Origin of the sequence: Streptomyces sp. NBC_01089, assembly GCF_045162975.1 — a bacterium.
GTDB lineage: Bacteria > Actinomycetota > Actinomycetes > Streptomycetales > Streptomycetaceae > Streptomyces.
The window spans coordinates 7297204-7317817 of record NZ_CP108660.1; the positions used below are offsets into that span (position 1 = coordinate 7297204).

The following is a 20614-nucleotide window of genomic DNA, read 5'->3' on the forward strand; positions in this document are numbered from 1 at the left end:
TGCATAATCTTCTTTGTGCTAGGAGAGTATGGGATCGAAGGCGGCCGTGCAACGGACATCGCGGCGAGTGTGGAGCGCGCGATCAGCTCCGGTGTGCTCGCGCCGGGTCAACTGCTGCCGCCGCTGAGGGAGTTGGCGGCACAGCTGGGTGTCAATCCGAACACCGTCGGCGCCGCGTACCGGACGCTGCGCGACCGCGGGGTGATCGCGACGGCGGGGCGCAGGGGGAGCCGGGTGCGGCCCCGGCCGGCCAGTACGGCACGTGAATCGATCAGGGCCGACATCCCGGCCGGCGTGCGGGACCTCGCGTCGGGCAATCCCGACCGCGCCCTGCTGCCCCCGCTCGCCGGTGCGCTGGCGGCCGCCGGTGCGCGCAGTGACGAGCGGGCGGTGCTGTACGGGGAGTCCGGCGTCGACCCGGGGCTCGAACGGGCGGCGCGCGCCGCCCTCCGCGCCGACGGGGTGCCGGACGGGCCGGTCGCCGTGCTGTCGGGTTCGCTCGACGGGATCGAGCGCGTGCTGGCTGCACACCTCAGGCCGGGTGACGCGGTCGCCATCGAGGATCCGGGCTGGGGCGCCCTGCTCGATCTCGTACCGGCGCTCGGGCTGCGGGCGGTGCCGATGGGGCTCGACGGTGAGGGGCCGCTGCCGGGTGAGGTGGCGCGGGTGCTGCGTGACGGGGCACGCGCGCTGGTGGTCACGGCCCGCGCGCAGAACCCCACGGGCGCCGCGGTGAGTCCAGCGCGCGCCGATGCGCTGCGAGCGGTGCTGCGGGACCATCCCGGTGTCCTGCTCATCGAGGACGACCACGGCCACGGCATCGTCGATCTGCCGTTGAGTCCGCTGGCCGGGGCCGTGGACAGCTGGGCTTTCGTACGGTCGGTCTCCAAGGCGTACGGACCCGATCTGCGGCTCGCCGTGCTGACCGGTGACGCGGTCACCGTGGACCGGGTGCTGGGCCGTCAGCGGCTTGGCCCCGGCTGGGTCAGCCATCTGCTGCAGAGCGCGGTGGTCCAGCTGTGGACTTCGGAGGCCGTCGATGTCTCCGCGGTCTCGCTCTCGTACGGGCGGCGCCGGGATGCGCTGATCGGGGCGCTGGCGGAGCGGGGTGTCGACGCCTGGGGCCGCAGTGGGATGAACGTGTGGGTGCCGGTGCCGGACGAGACCGGGGTGGTGGCGCGCCTGCTGCACGCGGGCTGGGCCGTCGCCCCGGGCGCCCGTTTCCGGATGGCCGCACCGCCGGGTGTGCGCCTCACGGTCTCCACGCTGGGCCCGGACGACATCGGCCCGGTCGCCGACGCGGTCGCGTCGGCGGCAGGCCCCGCGCCCGGCAGGCGTTACGACTGACCGGGGCGGGGGCTGGCGGGCGTCAGGGCTGACCGGTCCGGCGTGTCCGGCGGCCGCTACCGCCGGCCAGGGCTCGTGCGCGCAAGGCGTGAGGGCCGCTCGCCCCCGCCGCTCGGTCCGCGCTTCCTCGGTCGGCTCTGGGTCAGCGCGGCGCCGGCCAGTACGATCACCGCGCCCACCGGGGTGTTCCAGCCGATGGTCTCACCCAGCAGCGCCACCCCTGCCGCAGTGGCGATCACCGGGATGAAGTACGTGACCATCTGCCCGGTGGTCGGGCCGACTTCGGCCACCAGACCGTACTGGAGCAGCAGGGCCACCCCCGTGCCCAGTGCGCCGAGGGCCGCGACGGCGAGCAGCGGAACCACCGGGAACGAGCTGGGCAGTGCGGTGAACAGCGGGGTGACCAGGGCCAGTTCGACGGTCGCGACCAGCAGCTGTGAACCGGTCATCGCCAGATGGGAGTTGCCCGTCCCCGCCAGGGTGCGCCGTACGTAGATCCAGCCGACCGGATAGCACAGGGACGCCAGCAGGGCCATCGCGGTGCCCTTGAAGTCCAGTCCCGAGAAGCCCTGCCAGACGCCCAGCACCGTCAGGACGCCGAGGAACCCGAGTCCGAGTCCGGCGACCCTGCGGCGGGTCGGACGGTCCTCGGAGAGTGCGACCAGGGAGAGCGCCATGCCCCACAGCGGGGAGGTGGCGTTGCAGATCCCGGCGAGTGTCGAGGGGATGGTCTGCTCGGCGTAGGCGAAGAGGGAGAACGGCGCGGCGTTCAGCAGGAGGGCGGCCAGCGAGAGCCGGCCCCAGGTCCGCACCCCGCGCGGCAGCCGCTCGCGCCGGAAGGCGATGGCCGCGGCCAGCACGGCGGTGCCGAAGAAGAGGCGGCCGAAGGTCACCTGGAACGGGGCGTAGCCCTCGGTGCCCACCTTGATCAGCAGAAAGCTGAAACCCCAGATGAGCGAGAGCAGGATGAAGCGGACGCGCCAGTCGACGGCGGGGCGGCGGGTGGTGGATGGCGGTGCGATGACCGGTGCTGACACGGTCCCGGCAGGAGTCGCGGTGCTCATACGGGCCACTGTGGCCCCACGCTATATCGTAGCACAAGCGAGATTATGTGGAGTGGTTGCCGTAGCATTGCTTACATGTTGAATCTGGAGCGTCTGCGTATCCTCGACGCCGTGGCCCGGCACGGCTCGGTGAGCGGAGCGGCCGACGGGCTGCATGTGACCACCTCCGCCGTCTCCCAGCAACTGGCCAAGCTGGAGCGGGAGGCCGGTCAGCCGCTGCTCGCCAAGAACGGCCGTGGGGTACGGCTCACGGACGCGGGCCGGCTCCTCGCCGACCACGCCGCCCGCATTCTCTCCCAGGTGGAGATCGCACAGTCCGATCTGGAGGCCCAGCGCGGCCGGGTCGTCGGTGAGCTGCGGATCTCCGCCTTCCCCACCGCTGCCCGCGGGCTGCTCCCGGGAGTGCTCGCCGCGTTGCGGTCGGGCCACCCCCAACTGGCGGTCTGCTCGCAGGAGTTGGAGGGCGAGGACGGGGTCAGGGGTGTGGTGCGCGGTGATCTCGATGTGGCCGTGGTGCTCGACTGGTACAACAAGCCCACGGCGATGCCGGAGGGGATGGCCAAGCGCGCCCTCTTCGACGACATCGCCGATATCGCGGTGCCGGCCGGGCACCCGCTGGCCGGCGCATCGGACGTGGAGCTGGAGGCGTTCGCGCAGGACGAGTGGATCACCTGGCCGGAGGGCGAGTTCTGCCGTGAGTGGCTGATGTTCACCCTCGGGGGCAAGGGGTTCGAGCCGCGGATCGCCCATGTCGCGGGTGAGCACCCGACCCAGATGGCGCTGATCGCCGCCGGGCTCGGAGTCGGTGTCGCGCCGCGGCTCGGGCGGGGGCCGATTCCCGACGGCGTCCGGGTCGTGACCGTACGGGACGCGCTGCGGCGCCATGTGTACGCGATCTGGCGCGCCGACGCCGACCGCCGGCCCTCCATCAGGGCGGCGGTCGACGCGCTGTACGCGGCGGGAGCGGGTCTCGAAGGTGCGCCCGAGGGTGCGGGGCGCGAAGGTGCGGCCGAGGGATCGGGTCTCGAAGGTGCGCCGAGGAGCGCGGGTCCCGAAGGTGCACCAGGGAGCGCGGGCCGCGGCGGGGCGAAGGGCTGAGCGGACCGGGTCTCCGCGCGCCTGGACGCCCCGTGGTCAGCCGAGTTTGCGGAAGTCCCAGGACACGATGGCGTCCGGGGTCAGCCGCAGCCAGGCGTGGCGTCCGTCGTACGGCATGAGGTCCATCCCGAAGTTCTTGCGGGCGAACAGTTTCTCCGGCGCGTCGAGTTCCGGGCAGGGCTCGCCCGTACGGGGTGCCTCGCCGACCATGACCGCGCTGCCCGAAAGCTCCACCCCGCGCAGCTCGCCGTACTCCTCGCCGTCGTCGACCACCACGGCCAGGCGGGGGTCCCCGGACAGCTGGGACCAGCGGCGGCTCCTGGTCAGCGAGTAGAGCCAGAGCGAGGTGCCGTCCCAGAGGAACCAGAGGGCGCCGACGTGCGGACGGCCGTCCGGCGACACGGTGGCGACCCGGCAGGTGCGCTGCTCGCCGAGGAAGGTGTCGCGCTCCGCGGCCGTCATCATGATCCTGCGGCCTCGGCGCTGGGTGTCGGTCATGGGGGCTTCTCCCGCCGTCGCAGCTGTTTCTGACTAGGTGTCAGAAATCATGGGCTCTCTTCCTTCATGACGCAATGGGCGTTAGCCTCGCGCGCCGGCCCGGCCCGTCGGGCCGGGTTCGAGGAGAGGTGAGGGCCCATGCCGTCGTCCGAACAGCTCGCGCAGCAGCTCGACCCCGCCACGGCGGTCCTGCTCACCGTCGAGTGCCAGGAGGGTGTGGTCGGCCAGGACGGCGCTCTGCCCGAACTGGCCGCCGAGGCACAGTCGTCGGGGGCGCTGGGGCGTGTCGCCCGACTGGTCGCACGCGCGCACGAGACAGGGGTGCAGGTGGTGCACGCGGTGGCGGAACGGCGGCCCGACGGACGGGGCGCCAACCACAACGCCCGGCTCTTCCGGGCGGCCGGCCGCCTACCCGTCCAGCAGCACACCGGCTCGAAGGCGGTCAGGGTGGCCGAGCCCATTCAGGTGGCCGACCAGGATCTCGTCGTACGGAGGCTGCACGGCCTGTCACCCATCGCGGGCACGGACGTCGACGCGCTGCTGCGGAACCTGGGCTGCCGGACACTGGTCGTCACCGGTGTTTCGGCCAATGTGGCGATCCCCAACGCCGTCTTCGACGCGGTCAACCTCGGTTACACGGTGGTGGTTCCGGCGGACGCCATCGCGGGGGTGCCGGCCGACTACACCCCCGCGATGATCCGCAACACCCTCGCCCTCGTCGCGACGGTCACCACGACCGACGACGTACTGGCGAGCTGGCCGCAGTCGGGGAAGCGGCCCGGGAATCCGGTGGGCGGCTGATCAGCTCTCGTCGGACGGGAGCGCCAACGCCCGTTTGAGGAAGTCGAGTTCCAGCATCAGCAGCCGGTCCGCCACGTTCTCGCGGTGCACCAGGTGGCCCGTACCGGACAGCGGCAGCACGGTGTGCGGACGGCCCGCGGCCAGCAGCGCGGCCGACAGCCGCAGCGTGTGGGCGGGGGCCACATTGTCGTCGGCGAGTCCGTGCACCAGCATCAGCGGCCGGGTCAGCCGGTGTGCGTGGGGGAGCAGCGAGGAGCGTTCGTACCCCTTGGGCTGGATGTCCGGGTGGCCGAGGAAGCGCTCCTCCCAGTAGCTGTCGTACAGCCGGCGGTCGGCGGGGGTGGCGCCCGCGAACGCCGCGTGGAACACATCGGGGCGGTGCAGCACGGCCCCGGCGGCGAGATAGCCGCTGTACGACCAGCCGCGGATCGCCACCCGCCCCAGGTCCAGGGCCTCGTACCGCTCCGCGGCCGCGTGCAGGGCGTCGACCTGGTCGTCGAGTACGGGACCGAGCCGGTCGCCGTCGATGGCGTGCTCCCACGCGATGCCGCGGCCAGGGGTGCCGCGGCCGTCCGTGGCCAGTACGGCGAAGCCGTGCTCGGCGTACCACTGGCAGACGGCCGTGTACCAGCCCCGCCCCCTGGTCACCACCTGCATCCCGGGCCCCGAGTACGGGCTGAGCAGCACCGGCAGCCGCTCCTGCCGCCCGGGTCGGTACCAGGAGGGCAGATGCAGACGGCTGCGCAACTCGCGTGCGCCGAGCGTGAGATGGACCGGGGCCGGGGTGACCAGGGGCTTCTCGGTGAGCACCTGGATCCGCCCGTCCGGCCGGCCGTCCCGGCGCACGGTCACCGACTGGCCGTCGTCCGTCCTGCTGTCGACGACCAGGGTGCCGCCGCCGACCGCGGCCGTATGCACCCCCGCGTGCTCCGTCAGCCTGACGAAACCGGCCCCCTCCTCGTACGACCAGACATGGACCTCCGTCGGCTCATCGCTCGCGGTGAAGAAGACCCGTTCGCCCACCGCGCCCAGCATTTCGCGCACATACAGGCCGTCGGGGCTGAGGGTGTCCCCGATCCGGATCCCGCGCACATCGCCCCGTACCGAAGGCAGGACCCGAACACCCGCCGGGGTGTGCAGGGGTGTGCCGGTCAGGCTCGCCACCCAGCTCTCGTCGGACGTCCGCGACACCACCTCGTACGCGCCGCCCGCCGGGTCGGCGGCGACCACCCATACGGTGCGCTGGTCCCTGGTCTGGAGGACGGCGACGGGTCCCGCGCCGTCCCAGGAGGCGGAGATCAGGTACTCGAAGGCGGGCGCGTCCCACCCGCCGGGCGGTGTCGGCCGCGCGGGTACCGTCCGGGGGAGCGGGACGGGGGTGCGGCCGCCGCCGGTCGTGAGGACGAGCAGTGAGGTCTCGGCGTTGGGGGTGCCGGCCGCCGGGTAGCGGATGACGACGGGCGGCTTCTCCGGGTCGGAGGCGTCGGCGATGTAGCGGCGGTGGACCATCGAGGTGTCGACCCGGGCGACGAGCAGGGCGTCACTGTCCGGGGACCACCAGTACCCGCGCGACCTGCCGATGGAGGCCCTCGCGCAGTAGTCGGCGAGGCCGTAGGTGACATCGGGTTCCTCGGGTGCGGCGAGCAGCCTGTCACCGGTGCCGTCGGCCCGTACGACATGCAGGGCGCCGCCGGTGACATAGGCGATCAGGGTGCCGTCGGGCGACGGCCGGGGATCGGTCACGGGGCCCGCGGTGGGGATGCGGCGCGGGGCGCCGGTGGTTGGGCTGTGTTCGGGGGCGGCCCGGTGCTCTGCGGATTCCTGGTCGCGGCGGGGTGACTGGTCCTGGCTCCGGCTCCGGCTCCGGCCCGGGTTCCGGTCGTGGTCCTGGTTGTGGTCAGGGCCGCCGGCCGGGACGGATTCCGTGCGTACGGTCCAGAGTTCACCGTCCGCGGCGTAGGCGACGACCCGTGCGGCGCGGTCGGTGGCGTACGTGGTCACCCCCGCAGAAGGCGACGGGTGGCCGGCGAGGAGGCGCTCCTGCCCGTGCTCGTACATCCAGAGCAGACCGCGTGCGTCGGTGCCGGTGGCGGACCTGAGGAACAGCACCCGTTCGCCGTCCGCGGAGACGGTGAACTGCCTAGGAGTGCCGAGGGTGAAACGGCGGGTCCTGGCGAACTGGCGGGGAAATCCGTTGATGTCCACTGCTTCGGCCTTGCCTTCCGTGGGTGTGACCGGGCGGGGCGACGGGGGCGCGACCGGTCGGGAAACAGGAAGAGATCGTCGCCCTCCCTCCCCGGGTGCGACCCGGCGGGTAGGCGCCGAAATCACAGCAGCCCCTCTCACGACGGTGCGTGGGAGGGGCGCTTCCGGGGACCGTCGAGGCCGACGATCTCGGTGTGTACGTCATACGGGACGGGCTGCTGCCGCGATGCGCCGGACCGGCGGGCTGTCGCTGCTGCGGGCCGCGTGTCTGTCCCTGGTGTGCTGGAGAACCTATCAGCCGGGCTGCCCCGCGGTGTGGCCGGGTCCGCGGGCGGCTCCGGCGCCGGGCATCCCGTCCGGCGGTGCGATCTCCCGGTCCAGACCGTCCAGCATGAACGTCAGGCCGTGCTCGAAGTCCGGTGCGTCGAGCCGGAAGGCGGGATGCCCTCCGGTGAGGGCGGCGGCGAGCGCGGGACGGCCCGCCAGGAGCGCGGGATCGTCCGTGACGCCGCTGCTGACGGCCGTCATGGCCGCGCCGAGCGAGTAGGACTCCACGAGCAGCACCGCGCGGATGGCGCGCTCCGTCTCCCAGCCCGAATCGGTGAGCCCGCGCAGCACCGCGTCGAGTCCGGTCAGTGACGCCTCGCTGCGCACGGGCCTGCGCATGACCAGCAGGATGGCGTTGGGGTGCCGCTGGAACGTGCGGAAGTACCGGCGGGCCAGCTCCGCCAACTCCGCACGCCAGTCGGCGCCGTAGGTGGCGCCCGAGCCGATCTCGCGGACCACCTCGTCCGTCACCGCGTCCAGTACGTCCTCGAGGTTGCGGAAGTACTTGTACAGCGACGGGCTCGACACATCCAGCCGCTGGGCGATGCGGCGCATCGACAGGGCGCCGACGCCTTCTTCGTCCAGGATCCGCACAGCTTCGGCCAGGGCCGCTTCGCGGGAGATCTGGGGCGGACGGGGCATCGGCGGGACAACTCCTCACTCGGTGGTGCGTGGCCGGGCGGGCCCACCGGATTCTACGGCTCGCTCGTCGTGGGCTCGGGGTTGGCGGGCGGGGAGCCCTTCCCTTCGGGGCTCGGCGTCGGGTAGCTTACGCGAAAGTTAATGGCATTAGTTAATCGTCTTCATCGCAGGTCCCGACACTCCGGCGCGCGCAAATCCTGCCGCGTGCCGGTCCCCGCCCCGATCCCGGAGGAACTGTGGACACCGACTCCGCCGACCTCGCCCCTGACCCCCGCCCCGTTGACGCCGCCGCCCCAGGAGGTGAGCCGCACGGCGGTGAGCTGCGCGGCGGTGCGATCGGCCTGCGGGCCGCGCTCGGTGTCACCGTGGCCAACATGGCGCCGGTCAACGGGGTGTTCCTCACCGCCCCCGCGATCGTCGCCGCGATGGGGACGCGAGCCCCGTGGGCGTTCCTGCTGGTCACTGTCGGACTGCTGGCGGCGGCCGCGACGGTCGCGGAGTTTGCACGCCGCATCGTCTCGCCCGGATCGCTGGTGGCCTACTCGTACTACGCGTACCGCACGGTGACGCCGGGCCTGGGCACCCGGGTGTCCGCCGCGCTCTTCTACACGATGCTGCTCGCGGGTCCGCTGACCCTGGGCGCGGTGTCCGTGTTCGCCGGCCACTGGTCCGCCACGGCCCTCGGCCTGGCGGGGGACTGGTGGCTGGTGCTCTCACTGGCGGCGCTGGTCTTCGCGGCGGCCGTGGTGCTGCGCGGCATCGTGGCATCCAGCCGGCTGGCGATGGCGCTGGCCGCCGTGCAGCTGGCGGTGCTGTTCGCCTTCGCGGTGCTGCTGCTCGTCCGCTCCGGCGGTGACATCACGGTGCCGCTGCACTCCGACGGTGGCGAGCCGGGCGGTCTCGCCGGGCTGAGCGGGCTGACCTTCCCGCTGGCGGTGGCCGGGATGGTCGGCTGGGACAATTCGGCCGGTATGGCGGCCGAGCTCCGCCGGCCGCGGCGGGTGGTGCCGCTGACCGTGATCTCAGCCGTGGCGCTGGTCGGCCTGCTGTACACGCTGTGCACCTGGGCCGGGCTCGCGGGCTACGCCCACTGGCAGGGCGCCGCCCGGGGCGCCGACCGGTTCGGTGCCCCCGCCAACGGTGCTCCCTTCCTCGAACTCGCCCAGCACTACCTGCCGGTGGCACACGGAGTGCTCGCCGCCGTCGGCGCCATCAGCTCCGTCGCCTGTCTGGTCGGCGCCATGACCGCGATGTCGCGGATCACCTTCACGGCCGCACGCGCCGGGATGCTGCCGCGCCGCCTCGGGTACGCGTCGACCCGGCACGGCGTGCCCATCGGTGCCGTGCTGCTGTGGTTCACGCTCATCGCTCTGTGCACGGCGCTGCCCGCCCTGACCGGCGCGGCGCCCACGACCGCGTCGTCCTGGGAAGCCGGTATGGGCACCGTCCCACTGCTGCTGAACCTGCTGGTCGTTCTCATCGGGCTCCCGCTGTACATCCGGCGTACGGAGCCCGGCAGTCTGCGGCTTGTCCGGCATCTCCTCGTGCCGTTCACCGGCCTCGCGGTCATCGGGTGGGGCGTGTACGGCAATGTGCGGCCCGACCAGCCCGCACCCGGCAACACCTTCTGGATCTGTACGGCTGTGATCGCCGTACTCGCCGTCACCGCGGCCGTCCGCTTCGCCCGCAGCCCCGCCCCCGGGCTCTCCGCCCTCGGTGTCGAGCCGGAGACACCGCCCGCCGGATGAGACCCGGCTCCACGTCCGCCCGCCCTCACCCCCCGCAGGCAAGCCCCTGCCCGCAAGCCCCACCCCGCAAGTCCCCTGTAGGTCGCCGCCCGCAAGCCCCACGCCGGCCCTCGCAAGCCAAGGAGAACCGTGTCCCGCAACCACGCCGATCTCGCCGTGACCGGTGCCACCGTGCACACCCTCGACCCCCACAGGCCGGTCGCGTCGGCCGTCGCGATACGGGAAGGTGTCGTCATCGCGGTCGGCTCCGACGCCGATGTACGGGACGTCTGCGGCGCACGCACCCGGGTCGTCGACGCCGCCGGCGCCACCCTCACCCCCGGGCTGACCGACAGCCATCTGCACCCGGTCACCGGCACCGTCATGACCAGCGGCCTCGACCTCTCGGGCTGCGGTGACGCGGCCGGGCTCCGCGCCGCTCTCGGAGCGGAGCGCCGTCGCCTGGGCCCCGGCCGCTGGATCCGGGGCTTCGGCCTGGACCCGAACGCCCTCGACGGCCACCGCCCGCACCGGCGGCTCATCGACGACGTCCTCGCCGGCGCCCCCGCCCTGCTCACCCTCTTCGACGGACACGCGGCACTCGCCTCGACACGGGCCCTGGAACTGGCCGGGATCGGCGGCCCGCTCGCCCTGCCGGGGACGGCGCGGATCGTGTGCGACGCGGACGGCTCGCCCACCGGAGAACTCCTCGAGGAGCCGGCGAAGGAGCTGGTCGAGCGGGTCGCTCCGGAGCCGACCGCCGGTGAACTCGCCGACTGGCTGGGTGAGTTGTTCGCCAGGATGAACGCGTCGGGGCTGACCGGAGGACATGTCATGGACCTCAGGGACGGGAGCCTGGAGGCGCTGCGGCTGCTCGACGAACGGGACGCGGTGACCATGCGCCTTCGGCTGGCGGCCCGCTGCAGGCCCGGCACCGGAGAAGAGGGGATGCGTGAGCTGATCGGTCTCCAGGGCACCGGGGGCCGACTGTGGCAGGTCGCAGGAGTGAAGCTGTTCATGGACGGGACGGTCGACAACGGAACGGCCTGGCTGCACCACCCCGACTGCCACGGCGAGTCCACCCGGCCGTTCTGGCTGCCGCCGGAGACGTACGCCGATGCGGTGGACACCTTCGCCCGCGCCGGTGTCCCCACCGCCACGCACGCCATCGGCGACGCCGCCGTCGCGTACGCCCTCGACTGCCTTGCCCCGCACAGCAGCCCGGATCAGCGCTCGGCCCGGCACCGGATCGAGCATGTCGAGACCATCCCGGACAGCCTCGTCCCGCGCTTCGCCCGGCACGGCATCGCCGCTTCGATGCAGCCCAGCCACGTCCAGTACACGCTGGCCGATCACAGCGACAACTGGTCGACGCGGCTCGGCGCCATCCGCGCCGGCCGGGCGTTCCGCTGCGCGGACGTACTGCGGGCCGGGGCCGTCCTCGCGCTCGGGTCCGACTGGCCCATCGCACACTTCGACCCCCGGGAAGTGCTGGCCGCCGCCCAGCTGCGGCGGCCGCCGCGCTGCCCCGGCCGGGAGCCCGTGGGCCCCCGGCAGGCGCTGACCGCGGCCGAGGCGCTGACCGGGATGACCCGTGCGCCTGCCGTCGTGGCCGGCGAGCAGCACCGGGCCGGCCGGATCCGTGAGGGCTGCCGCGCCGATCTCACCGGGTTCGCGGCCGACCCGCTGCTGGTTCCCGCCGCCGAACTGCCCGACGTACCCATCAGGCTCACCGTCGTCGACGGCCGGGTCGTCCACGAGTCCTGAGCGCCGGCCGCGTGGTCCGGTCCGGGAGACGTCTCCTCCCGCATGGCCCGCGCCACATCCCTCCGCCCCTCCGTCCCCACACCCCTGCGCGCCACACACACCTGACCGGAAGAGGTACACGCACCATGGAACTGATCCTGCTCGGCACCGCGGGCGGCCCGCAGCCCAACTCCGACCGCAGCGCCCCCGCCCAGGCCCTGGTCCACCGGGGCGAGATCATCGTGGTCGACTGCGGCAGTGGGGTGGCCCGCCAACTGACCCGCGCCGGGCTCGCGTTGCGGGATCTGCGCACCGTACTGATCACCCATCAGCACATCGACCACACGGCGGACTACGGCAACCTCGTCCTGCTGGCCTGGACCGCGGGGCTCAGCGATCCGGTACGTGCCTACGGGCCGCCGCCGCTGAAAGCGGTCACCGCGGACTATCTGGCCATGACCAGGACCGATGTCAGGCACCGGGAGGCGCTCGGCAGGCCCCCGCTGTCCGGTCTCTTCGACGTACGGGAGGTCACCGGGCCGGGTGTTCTCCGCGATGCGGACGGCCTTCGGATCACGGCGGCCCTCGCCGAACACCCGCCGATGACGCCGTCGTTCGCCTACCGCTTCGACACCGCGGAGCGGTCGGTCGTCATCTCCGGGGACACCGCGGCCAGCGACCGGGTCGCCGAACTGGCCGCGGGCGCCGACATCCTGGTGCACGAGGCGTACTCGCCGGACGATCTGCATCTGCTCCTGCGGCACAGCAACGCGCGTCTCGACCAGATGCGGGCCCATTTCGCCCGGGCCCACACCACCGCCGAGGAGGCGGGCCGGATCGCCGCGCGCAGTGGGGTCGGCACGCTCGTGCTGTCCCACATCATCCCGACGACCGGCATCGACCCGGACGTACTGCGCAGGCAGGCCGGCCGCTCCTTCGACGGCGAGATCATCGTCGGGAGCGACCTGGACCGCCTCTAGAGCCCAGCGTCCGGAGCCGGGCCTGATCAGGCCGGAACGGGCCGGATCAGGCCCGCGCCCCGGTCAGCTGAGGGTGGACAGGGCCGCCGGATCGTACGCGGCCAGCTCGTCCAGCCGTCCTTCCAGGACCTTGGCCGCCCACTGCGGGTCGTGCAGCAGCGCACGGCCCACGGCGACCACGTCGAACTCGTCGCGCTCCAACCGGTCGAGAAGGTTCTCGATGCCCTTGACCTGTGAGCCCTCGCCGCGGAAGGCGCCGCTGAACTCGCTGTCCAGGCCCACCGATCCGACCGTGATGACCGGCTTGCCGCTGAGCTTCCTCGTCCAGCCCGCCAGGTTGAGGTCGGAGCCGTCGAACTCCGGCTCCCAGTAGCGGCGCGTCGAGGCGTGGAAGACGTCGACCCCGGCTCCGGACAGCGGGGCCAGCAGGGCCTCCAGCTCCCCGGGGGTCCCGGCGAGCTTCGCCTCGTACGACTGCATCTTCCACTGGGAGAAGCGGAAGATCACCGGGAACGACGGCGAGACCGCGGCGCGTACCGCGGCCACGATCTCCGCGGCGAACCTGGTGCGGGCCACCGGGTCACCGCCGTACGCGTCGGTCCGCCGGTTGGTCCCCTCCCACAGGAACTGGTCGATCAGGTATCCGTGCGCGCCGTGCAGCTCGACCCCGTCGAAGCCGATGCGCTCGGCGGCGGCCGCGGCCCCGGCGAACGCGCCGATCACGTCGTCCAGGTCCTGCTGCGTCATGGCCTTGCCGTCGTCACCCGTGCCTTCCGGGAGGCGGAGGCCGGAGGGGCCCACGGCCGGGGCTTCGGGGAACGGCGGCCGCCCGGCGGTGCGGGCCATGCCGATGTGCCACAGCTGGGGCACGATCGTGCCGCCCGCCGCGTGCACCTCGTCCACGACCTTCTTCCAGCCCGCCAGCTGGTCCGCACCGTGGAAACGCGGAACACGGTCGCTCTCCCCGGCCGACGGGTGATCGACGTAGGTGCCTTCGGTGACGATCAGGCCGACACCCGCGGCGGCACGCCGCGCGTAGTACGAGACCACGTCCTCACCCGGAATGCCGCCGGGGGAGAACTGCCGGGTCATGGGAGCCATCGCGATCCGGTTGGGAACGGTCAGGCCGTTCAGGACGACGGGCCGGGACAGGATCTGCGCCGCGCGCTCGGCGGAGGCGGTGGTGGTGGTCACTCTGCGTGCTCCTCGGAAAACGGCTGACCGGAACTGGCACGGGTGGTGCCGTCGTGCTCAACCGGAGACAGCCTCCGGTCATTCCGCCGCCCCGGTGTGACCCGCGATACGTCCGGTCACGAACGTGCTCGCCAGCAGCGACAGCTGGGTGCGCTGCGCCTCGCCGAGGTGCGCGGCCAGAGCCTGGATCCGCAGGCCCGCGTCAGCGGTGCTCGCGCGGGCCAGCTCCTGGCCCTGCGCGGTCAGCGAGACCTGGACGGCGCGTCCGTCGTGGGGCGCGGGGGCGCGGCGCACCAGGCCGCGGCGCTCGGCCCGGTCGACCAGGCCGGTCATGCTGGATTTGTCCAGCCCCAGATGCCGGGCCAGCTCCTGCATGCCGGGCGTGCGGTCGCGGAGCACCCCGAGCAGGCGCAACTGGATGACCGACAGGCCGCGTTCGGCCGCGACATCGGCGAGCGCGCCCTGCACCGCGAACGACAACTGGACCAGGCTGTCGACAAGGCCCAGATCGGCGGCCGGGGCCGCGGCGGGCGTGGCTTCGTTGTTCATGTTCTCAGCATACTTGACTTAGTACGTGACCCAAATTAATTTGGTTTTGGTCACGTACTAAATCAACGTATGACCGAGGAGCCGTCATGCATGCCGCCGTTGTCCGTTCGTTCGACCGTCCGCCCCGTTACGAGGAGTTCGCCACCCCCCGGCCCAGCGGAGGGCAGATCCTGGTGGATGTACTGGCCGCCGGTCTGCACCCCCGGGTCCGCTCCGGCGCCGACGGCACCCACTACACCAGCGACGGCCGGCTGCCCCTGATCCCCGGCGTCGACGGCGTGGGCACGCTGCCCGACGGGCGGCGGGTGTACTTCGTGGCCGACGACGATGTCCCCGGCACCATGGCCGAGCAGGCACTCGTGGACCCGCGCCGCTGTGTTCCGCTGCCGGAGAACGCCGATCCCGTCACCGTCGCGGCCGCGATGAACCCCGCGATGTCCTCCTGGGTGGCGCTGCGCCGCAGGGTCGCCTTCCGGCCGGGACAGAGCGTGCTGGTGCTGGGCGCCACAGGAAACGCCGGGCAGATGGCCGTACAGATCGCCCGCCGCCTCGGCGCGGACCGTATCGTCGCCGCGGGCCGCGACCAGCGGCGCCTCGACCTGCTCGCCGGTCTCGGCGCCACCGATGTGGTCCCGCTGACCGGCGAACCGGCCGAGGCCGCCGAGCGGTTGGGCAAGGCCGCCGCAGACGTCGATGTGGTGATCGACTACACCTGGGGCGCCCCCACCGAACGGGCCATCCCCGCCCTGCTCACCCACCGCGCCGAACGCAGCGCGCCGCTGGACTGGATCCAGATCGGCTCGATGGCGGGGCCGGACATCACGCTGCCCTCCTTCGTGCTGCGCGCGGCCAATCTGCGGATCATGGGCAGCGGGCAGGGCTCACTCACCGCAGCCGGGATCGTCGCCGAACTCCCGTCCCTGGTCGAGGAGCTCGCGGCGGGCACGCTCACGGCCGCCGCGGTGCCGCTGCCGCTCGCCGAGGTCGAACAAGCCTGGACAGCGCCGGCCGACCCCGGCCGGCGCATCGTGTTCACGCCGACCGCCTGACCTTGCCCTTCCCCGAACGGACAGCCCCGTGCCCCGGTGCGCGTGGCGAGGCTAGGCCCCGGTACGCGTGAGGTCCATCGTCCAGTTCGTCTCCCAGGTCTGTCCGCCGTCCGCCGAGAACCGCTGGGTCCAGCGGGCGGAGTTCTCGGTGATGTCCGACCAGATGAAGTGCACGCGCACCGGGCGTCCTTCGTGGGTGTCGTCGCCGTAGAAGTCGCCGCGTCCGTCGGTGAAGCTTCCCGTCACCGGCGGCAGCAGCCCGCCGGTGGTGCTGTCGGCCCAGCTCAGGCTCCACTGTCCGGTCTCGGGGTTGTGGAGCCGCAGCGTCACCCCGCGGAAGTCCTTGGTGGGGAAGTGGATCTCGTCGATGTTTCCCTGTCCTGCGAGGACCGGACGGATCACTGCATGGCCTGGGAATTCTTCCCATGTGGTGGACCCGGCGAAGAGTTTCGTCAGGCGCCGGTTCGCCACGTCCCAGGACCCGAAGAGGAAGTCGAAGTCATTCATGGGCCCATTGTCACCGTACGGGAGCCGTCTGTCCGGGAGCCGCGGCTCGGCCCGTCCCCAGGGCCGTGCCGAGCGCCGTGCGGTCGACCTTGCCGTTGCCGTTGAGCGGCAGGGCGTCGAGACGGGTGAGGACGGCGGGCACCATATAGGCGGGGAGCCGGTCACGGAGTGCCAGGCGTACGGCGTTCTCGCTGTCCGCCGCGCCCGTGTAGGCGGCCGCGATCTCGGTGCCCGCCCGGGTGGCCAGTGCGACGGCCGCCGCGTCGCCGACGCCCGGCTGGGAGCGCAACGCCGCCTCGACCTCGCCCAGTTCGACCCGGTATCCGTGCACCTGGATCTGCTGGTCGCTGCGCCCGATGTGCACCAGCGGCAGGTCCCGCGACCCGGCGGGCTCGTCGGGAGGCAGCAGGGCGACCCGGTCGCCGGTGCGGTACCAGTGCGCGTCCGTCAGCGCGGTGGCCGGATCGTACGGGGCTCCGTCGGCCGCCAGGAAACGGCCGGCGTTGTTGGCCCGGTCGAGATAGCCGGGAAAGCGCTGCGGACCGCGCACGCACAGCTCACTCCTGAACAGCCGGTGTTCCATACGGGGGTTGAGGGTGCCGATCGGCACCGTTCCGTTGGCGGGGGACGGCCAGTGACCGGGGTCGGCGGGCAGCCGGTACGCGGTGCAGGTGACGGTCAGCTCGGTCGGACCGTAGGCGTTCTCCAGCGAGCTGCCCGGCGCGGCCCGCTGCCACGCCCGCGCCTGCTGGAGGGTGAGCGGCTCCCCGCAGAACACGCTGGCCCGCAGGGTCGGCATGCTCCCGGGTTCCAGCGCGCGCAGCCGCTTCGCGAGCGAGACGACCGAGGGCACGGAGTTCCAGTGTGTGATGGCGTGCCGGTTGACGAAGCGGACCGGCGCCAGAAGGTCGGCGCGGGCCGGTACGACCAGGGTGGCACCGCTTCCCCACGCGGCGTACATGTCGAAGAGGGAGGGGTCGAAGGTCAGCTCGAAGGTCTGCGAGAAGCGGTCGCCCGGGCCGGCCGCGCAGTGCGGCACGGCGTGGGCGAGGTAGGCGCAGATGTTCCGCTGCCGGACGGGTACGCCCTTGGGGGTGCCGGTGGATCCGGACGTGAACATGATGTACGCGAGGTCGTCCGGGCCCGCCCCCGTGACGGACAGGACGGGTGCGGGAGCGCCGAGCAGGCCCAGCAGTTCGTCATCCGTCATGCCGACTGCGGGAACCCCTGCTGGCTGGAGGGGCTGTTCGGATGTTCCGTCGCTGAGGAGCGCGTCGAGCGACGCCTGGCGCACGATCCCCGCGTTGCGCTCGGCGGGGAACGCGGGCCCGAGCGGGACGGCCGCGGCGCCGATGCGCTGGATGGCCAGGTAGCCCGCGTAGGCGACGACGGTACGCGCGGCCAGCAGCCCCACCCTGCGCGGCGGTGTCCCGTCGCCGCTGCTCACCAGCGCTGCGGCCATGTGGTCGGCCAGGAGCGAGAGTTCGGCGTACGTCAGCACGGTGCCGCCGGTCTCCAGTGCCGTACGGTCGCCGTGGACCGCTACCGATGACGTGAACCAGTCGTCGAGGGTGTGGAGTCGGGCGGGCATGCTCACGGTCTGTCCTTATCGGATGTCGGATCGGATGTCGGATCGGCTGTGGGATCGGGTGTCGGATCGGGTGTCGGATTGGTCTCGGACGGTCGAGAACGCGCAGCTGAACGGGGTCGGTGACCGGTCCCGCAGACTGATCCAGCGGTAGGCGCCCCAGTGGCCCGACCGGGCGCCGGGCCGTACGTCGATGGTCCAGGGGCGGCCCGCGATACCCGCGCCGCTGGCCTTCACACACGCCTCCTGCACGGTCCACACCCAGGCGACCTCCTCGGCCGCCCGCCGCGGCGGCAGCGCCGCGACCCGGTCGGCGTGGGCGTGCAGCACCCTTCGGGCGAACGGCGCCGTGACCGAGTCACCCGGCTCCTGGAGATCCACCCCGATGGCCCGCCCGACGGCGATCCCGGCGGCGACCGCGCCCCCGCTGTGCGACACACTGACCCCCACACCGGGCAGCCCGGCGACACGGGGCCTGCCGTGGGCGTCCGCGGCGATGGCGGCCCCGTCGGCCGCCGGGTGGACGGCCGCGATCAGGCGTCGCAACAGCCCGCGCCCGGCCAGGAATTCGCGGGCGCGCCACTCCGGCAGCAGGGCCGCCCTGCGCAGATCGTCCCGGTGGGTGCTCGGGGGCGTACGGCCCGCGGCCGCGTCGGTCACCCACACCCGGTCCGCCACCTCCCGTACGGCGTTCACCTCGGTACGTCCGGCCGTGCGGGCTCGGCCAGGATGCTCTCGGCGGCGTCGGCCAGCGCACCGAGCACCACCTCGTTCGCACCGCCGCCGATCCCGAACAGCGCCGCCTGGGCGCGTACTTCCTGGATCCCGCCGGTGGTGAACCCGGCCGCGCCCCACAGCTGCCCGCACTCGGCGAGCACCTCGCCGACGGTGGCACCGGCCGCGGCCTTCAGGGTGGCGGCGGCCGTCGCGTCGTACCGCGACACCACCGGCTCCCCGAACTGCGCCACCAGCGCCTCCAGTTCCCGCAGCCGCAGCAGACACCGGGCGAGCCGCTGGCGTACGGCGTCCAGGTCCCACAGGGTGCCGTCCCCGTGCGCGCGGGCGGCCAGCCTGCGTTGGGTGTCCCGCAGGGTGCGGCGGCACAGGGACACGCCCCACTGCGCGCCGGCGAGCCGTTCGGTGGCGATGTGGCGGGCGAAGAGCGGCAGCCCGAAGCCGACCCGGCCCAGCACGTGGTCCTGTCCGACCCGTACCCCGTCGAAGGTGAGGTGGCCGGTGCCGGAGTCCGCGAAGAGCGCCGAATCGGCGGGTATTACGGCCACGCCGGGTGCGTCGGCGGGCACCAGGACCCAGGTGAAGTGTGTGAAGTGGCGTCCCGGACGGTGCCGGGCGAGTACGAGGTGGTGACCGGCCGTCGTGGCGTTGGCGATCCAGTTCTTCCCGCCCGTCACGACCAGGGCGCCGTCCTCGATCCGTACCTCGGTGCGCAGCGCCGTCAGATCGGTCCCCGCCGTGACGTCGCTGGCCGCCAGGGAGACCGTCGTACGGCCGGACAGCGCCTGCTCCAGCGCGTGCCCGGCCGCCGGGGCGGTCCCCGTCGCGAGGACCGGCAGCGCGGTGGCCAGCTGCACGCTCACCGACAGGGTGGCGGCGATCGAGAAGCGGGCGTCCACGGCGGTGAGCAGCCCGGCGAGACCGCCGATGTCGACTCCCGCGCCCGCGGGGCCGTCCCGGTAGGCGCGGGCGGTCAGACCGCCCGCGCCGAGCGCCGCCCACACCTGGTCGCCGCTCGCCCCTGCGGGCAGCGCGTCGAGTGCGGTCCAGTCGGGGCCGGCGGGCCGCTCCGGCCGGGGTGCGTCAGGCAAAGTTCACCCCCTGGTCGCGGAGCGCCAGCCGGCCGTCGGCGAGGTGCAGCCGGTCGTTGCTGTAGTTCAGCGCCGCCGAGCGCAGGTCCCGCAGGGCGCGTTCGAGCCGGGTGGGGGAGTCCCGGAGATAGCCGTGCCGCAGCCCGAGTGCGCTGACCAGGTCGTCCACCGCCGCATGGCACTCGTCGGCGGCGGTGATCTTCAGTGAGTTGAGCAGCAACTGCCGTGCAGGGACCGAGAGATCCTGCCCCGACTCCACCATGCCCAGTGCGCGGGCGAGCAGCGCGTGCACCGACTCCAGGCGCTGGCGGGACCGGGAGATCCGGGTGAGCAGCAGTTCCGACGTCAGGTCGAAGCGTTCACGGCCCGCCGGGCTGCGCAGGAGCCGCAGGACCCGGGAGAGGGCCCCGGCCGCCGTGCCCAGCCACACGGCGGACCAGCCCAGATGGGCGAGCGGCCCGAAGACCTGGGCGGCGATCTCGTGGAACCCGCCCTGCTCGCCCACCACTTGGCCGGCCGGCACGCTCCCGGAGAGCTTCAGCGCAGCACTGTGGCTGGCGCGCATGCCCATCGGCTGCCACTCGCCGGAGCCGCTGATGTCGAGCTGGCCGCGGTGCGCGTACACCAGCGACACCTCGCTGTCGGTGACGGCGTCCGGGCTGCGCATCGTGATGAGGAAGCCGTCGGCGTGGCCTCCACCGGTCACGACCGGCGCGAACCTGTCGATCGCCAGCTGTCCCTCACCGCCGGTCAACTGGGCCTGGGCGCTGAGCAGATGACCGCCCTTGCCCGCCTCGGTCGTCACCGAGGCCAGATAGATCCCGCCCTTGGCGATGCCCGGCAGCAGCTCGTCGCGGAGCGCCCGGTCGCCGTACCTGACGATGGCCTCGGTCTGCTGGCAGTGCATCGCGAAGATCATGCCCACCGACATGTCGCTGCGCCCCAGCGTCTGCGCGGCCGCCACCAGGTCCGCCACCGTGCCGCCGAGCCCGCCGTGCGCGGTCGGTACCAGGAGCCCCAGCAGACCGGTGCCGCGGAGCGCGTCCAGCGCTTCGACGGGGAACTCCGCATCCCGGTCGGTCCGTGCGGCGTGCTCGTCGCTGACCGCCGTGACCTCGGCGAGCGCCGCCGTCAGGTCCAGCGGTACGCGCGCAGCCGGTTCCGGGCTCACGCGCCCACCTGACCGGCCGGTCCGTCGGGCAGCTGCGCGGCGATGACACGCCAGAGGCTGCCCGCGGTGGCGAACGTCGTGTCGTTGAGCTCCTCGTCCGGCAGGGATATCCCGAAGGTGTCCTCGACGGAGAACAGCAGCTCGATCGCTTGCATCGAGTCGACGCCGAGCCTGCGCAGATCCGTGTCCGGGGTGATCTCCACCCCGTCGGGCCCGGCGTTCTTGAGGAAGGGGCGGAGCAGTTCGGTGAACCGGGAGTCCATGGCGGGAGCCTCTCGTGGCAGGGGTGGGGAGG

19 protein-coding genes are annotated in these 20614 nt (G+C 72.9%); 7 read left to right on the forward strand and 12 right to left on the reverse strand.

Annotation, left to right across the window (positions count from 1 at the left end; translation table 11 throughout):
- The first annotated feature begins 15 nt into the window (after window positions 1-15).
- Complete coding sequence (locus OG510_RS32820) at window positions 16-1347, forward strand: aminotransferase class I/II-fold pyridoxal phosphate-dependent enzyme (protein ID WP_406141574.1); 1332 nt, start codon at window positions 16-18, stop codon at window positions 1345-1347.
- A gap of 56 nt (window positions 1348-1403) precedes the next feature.
- Here OG510_RS32820 and OG510_RS32825 read toward each other — a convergent pair whose 3' ends face one another.
- Window positions 1404-2411: a DMT family transporter gene (locus OG510_RS32825; RefSeq protein WP_406141576.1), complete on the reverse strand. Its 1008-nt coding sequence runs from the start codon at window positions 2409-2411 to the stop codon at window positions 1404-1406.
- A 75-nt stretch (window positions 2412-2486) separates the two neighbouring features.
- On the opposite strand from OG510_RS32825, the gene OG510_RS32830 reads away from it, so the two are divergent.
- A complete protein-coding gene (locus OG510_RS32830; RefSeq protein ID WP_406141578.1) occupies window positions 2487-3509 on the forward strand; it encodes a LysR substrate-binding domain-containing protein in 1023 nt (340 codons plus the stop codon).
- 36 nt (window positions 3510-3545) lie between these two features.
- Here OG510_RS32830 and OG510_RS32835 read toward each other — a convergent pair whose 3' ends face one another.
- A complete protein-coding gene (locus OG510_RS32835; protein WP_406141580.1) occupies window positions 3546-4007 on the reverse strand; it encodes a pyridoxamine 5'-phosphate oxidase family protein in 462 nt (153 codons plus the stop codon).
- 138 nt (window positions 4008-4145) lie between these two features.
- On the opposite strand from OG510_RS32835, the gene OG510_RS32840 reads away from it, so the two are divergent.
- On the forward strand, window positions 4146-4808 hold the full coding sequence (locus OG510_RS32840; protein WP_406141582.1) for a cysteine hydrolase: 663 nt from the start codon (window positions 4146-4148) through the stop codon (window positions 4806-4808).
- Here the strand turns inward: OG510_RS32840 and OG510_RS32845 are convergent, their stop codons facing one another.
- Entirely contained in the window at window positions 4809-7013 is a 2205-nt protein-coding gene (locus tag OG510_RS32845) for a prolyl oligopeptidase family serine peptidase (protein ID WP_406141583.1), read from the reverse strand.
- 294 nt (window positions 7014-7307) lie between these two features.
- Window positions 7308-7982, reverse strand: a complete 675-nt coding sequence (locus OG510_RS32850; RefSeq protein WP_406141585.1) for a TetR/AcrR family transcriptional regulator — start codon at window positions 7980-7982, stop codon at window positions 7308-7310.
- A gap of 236 nt (window positions 7983-8218) precedes the next feature.
- Here OG510_RS32850 and OG510_RS32855 point away from each other — a divergent pair, with 236 nt between their 5' ends.
- From OG510_RS32855 to OG510_RS32865, 3 genes are all read left to right on the forward strand, one after another.
- Window positions 8219-9730, forward strand: a complete 1512-nt coding sequence (locus OG510_RS32855; protein ID WP_406141587.1) for an APC family permease — start codon at window positions 8219-8221, stop codon at window positions 9728-9730.
- 129 nt (window positions 9731-9859) lie between these two features.
- Window positions 9860-11476: an amidohydrolase gene (locus tag OG510_RS32860; protein WP_406141588.1), complete on the forward strand. Its 1617-nt coding sequence runs from the start codon at window positions 9860-9862 to the stop codon at window positions 11474-11476.
- Between the two features lie 125 nt (window positions 11477-11601).
- Complete coding sequence (locus OG510_RS32865; protein ID WP_406141589.1) at window positions 11602-12435, forward strand: MBL fold metallo-hydrolase; 834 nt, start codon at window positions 11602-11604, stop codon at window positions 12433-12435.
- Between the two features lie 63 nt (window positions 12436-12498).
- On the opposite strand, the gene OG510_RS32870 is transcribed toward OG510_RS32865, so the two are convergent.
- On the reverse strand, window positions 12499-13629 hold the full coding sequence (locus OG510_RS32870) for an NADH:flavin oxidoreductase (protein WP_406141590.1): 1131 nt from the start codon (window positions 13627-13629) through the stop codon (window positions 12499-12501).
- Between the two features lie 78 nt (window positions 13630-13707).
- Window positions 13708-14178 carry a MarR family winged helix-turn-helix transcriptional regulator gene (locus OG510_RS32875; RefSeq protein WP_406141592.1) on the reverse strand — a complete coding sequence of 157 codons (471 nt, stop codon included), beginning with the start codon at window positions 14176-14178 and terminating at the stop codon, window positions 13708-13710.
- Window positions 14179-14264: 86 nt separating this feature from the next.
- Here OG510_RS32875 and OG510_RS32880 point away from each other — a divergent pair, with 86 nt between their 5' ends.
- Window positions 14265-15227 carry a zinc-binding alcohol dehydrogenase family protein gene (locus OG510_RS32880; protein WP_406141594.1) on the forward strand — a complete coding sequence of 321 codons (963 nt, stop codon included), beginning with the start codon at window positions 14265-14267 and terminating at the stop codon, window positions 15225-15227.
- A gap of 51 nt (window positions 15228-15278) precedes the next feature.
- On the opposite strand, the gene OG510_RS32885 is transcribed toward OG510_RS32880, so the two are convergent.
- Genes OG510_RS32885 through OG510_RS32910 form a run of 6 tightly spaced genes read right to left on the reverse strand, consistent with a single transcriptional unit; the run spans window position 15279 to window position 20582 of the window.
- Window positions 15279-15734, reverse strand: coding sequence for a hypothetical protein (locus tag OG510_RS32885; protein WP_406141596.1), 456 nt, complete (start codon window positions 15732-15734; stop codon window positions 15279-15281).
- A gap of 10 nt (window positions 15735-15744) precedes the next feature.
- A complete protein-coding gene (locus OG510_RS32890; RefSeq protein WP_406141597.1) occupies window positions 15745-17325 on the reverse strand; it encodes an AMP-binding protein in 1581 nt (526 codons plus the stop codon).
- A 15-nt stretch (window positions 17326-17340) separates the two neighbouring features.
- Window positions 17341-18018, reverse strand: a complete 678-nt coding sequence (locus OG510_RS32895; RefSeq protein ID WP_406141599.1) for a 4'-phosphopantetheinyl transferase family protein — start codon at window positions 18016-18018, stop codon at window positions 17341-17343.
- Window positions 18015-19148, reverse strand: a complete 1134-nt coding sequence (locus tag OG510_RS32900; RefSeq protein ID WP_406141600.1) for an acyl-CoA dehydrogenase family protein — start codon at window positions 19146-19148, stop codon at window positions 18015-18017. The genes OG510_RS32895 and OG510_RS32900 overlap by 4 nt, the downstream gene beginning before the upstream one ends.
- On the reverse strand, window positions 19141-20319 hold the full coding sequence (locus tag OG510_RS32905) for an acyl-CoA dehydrogenase family protein (protein ID WP_406141601.1): 1179 nt from the start codon (window positions 20317-20319) through the stop codon (window positions 19141-19143). The genes OG510_RS32900 and OG510_RS32905 overlap by 8 nt, the downstream gene beginning before the upstream one ends.
- The gene (locus OG510_RS32910; RefSeq protein ID WP_406141603.1) at window positions 20316-20582 is read right to left on the reverse strand and encodes an acyl carrier protein; all 267 of its coding nucleotides are present in this window, start codon (window positions 20580-20582) and stop codon (window positions 20316-20318) included. The genes OG510_RS32905 and OG510_RS32910 overlap by 4 nt, the downstream gene beginning before the upstream one ends.
- Window positions 20583-20614: the final 32 nt, after the last annotated feature.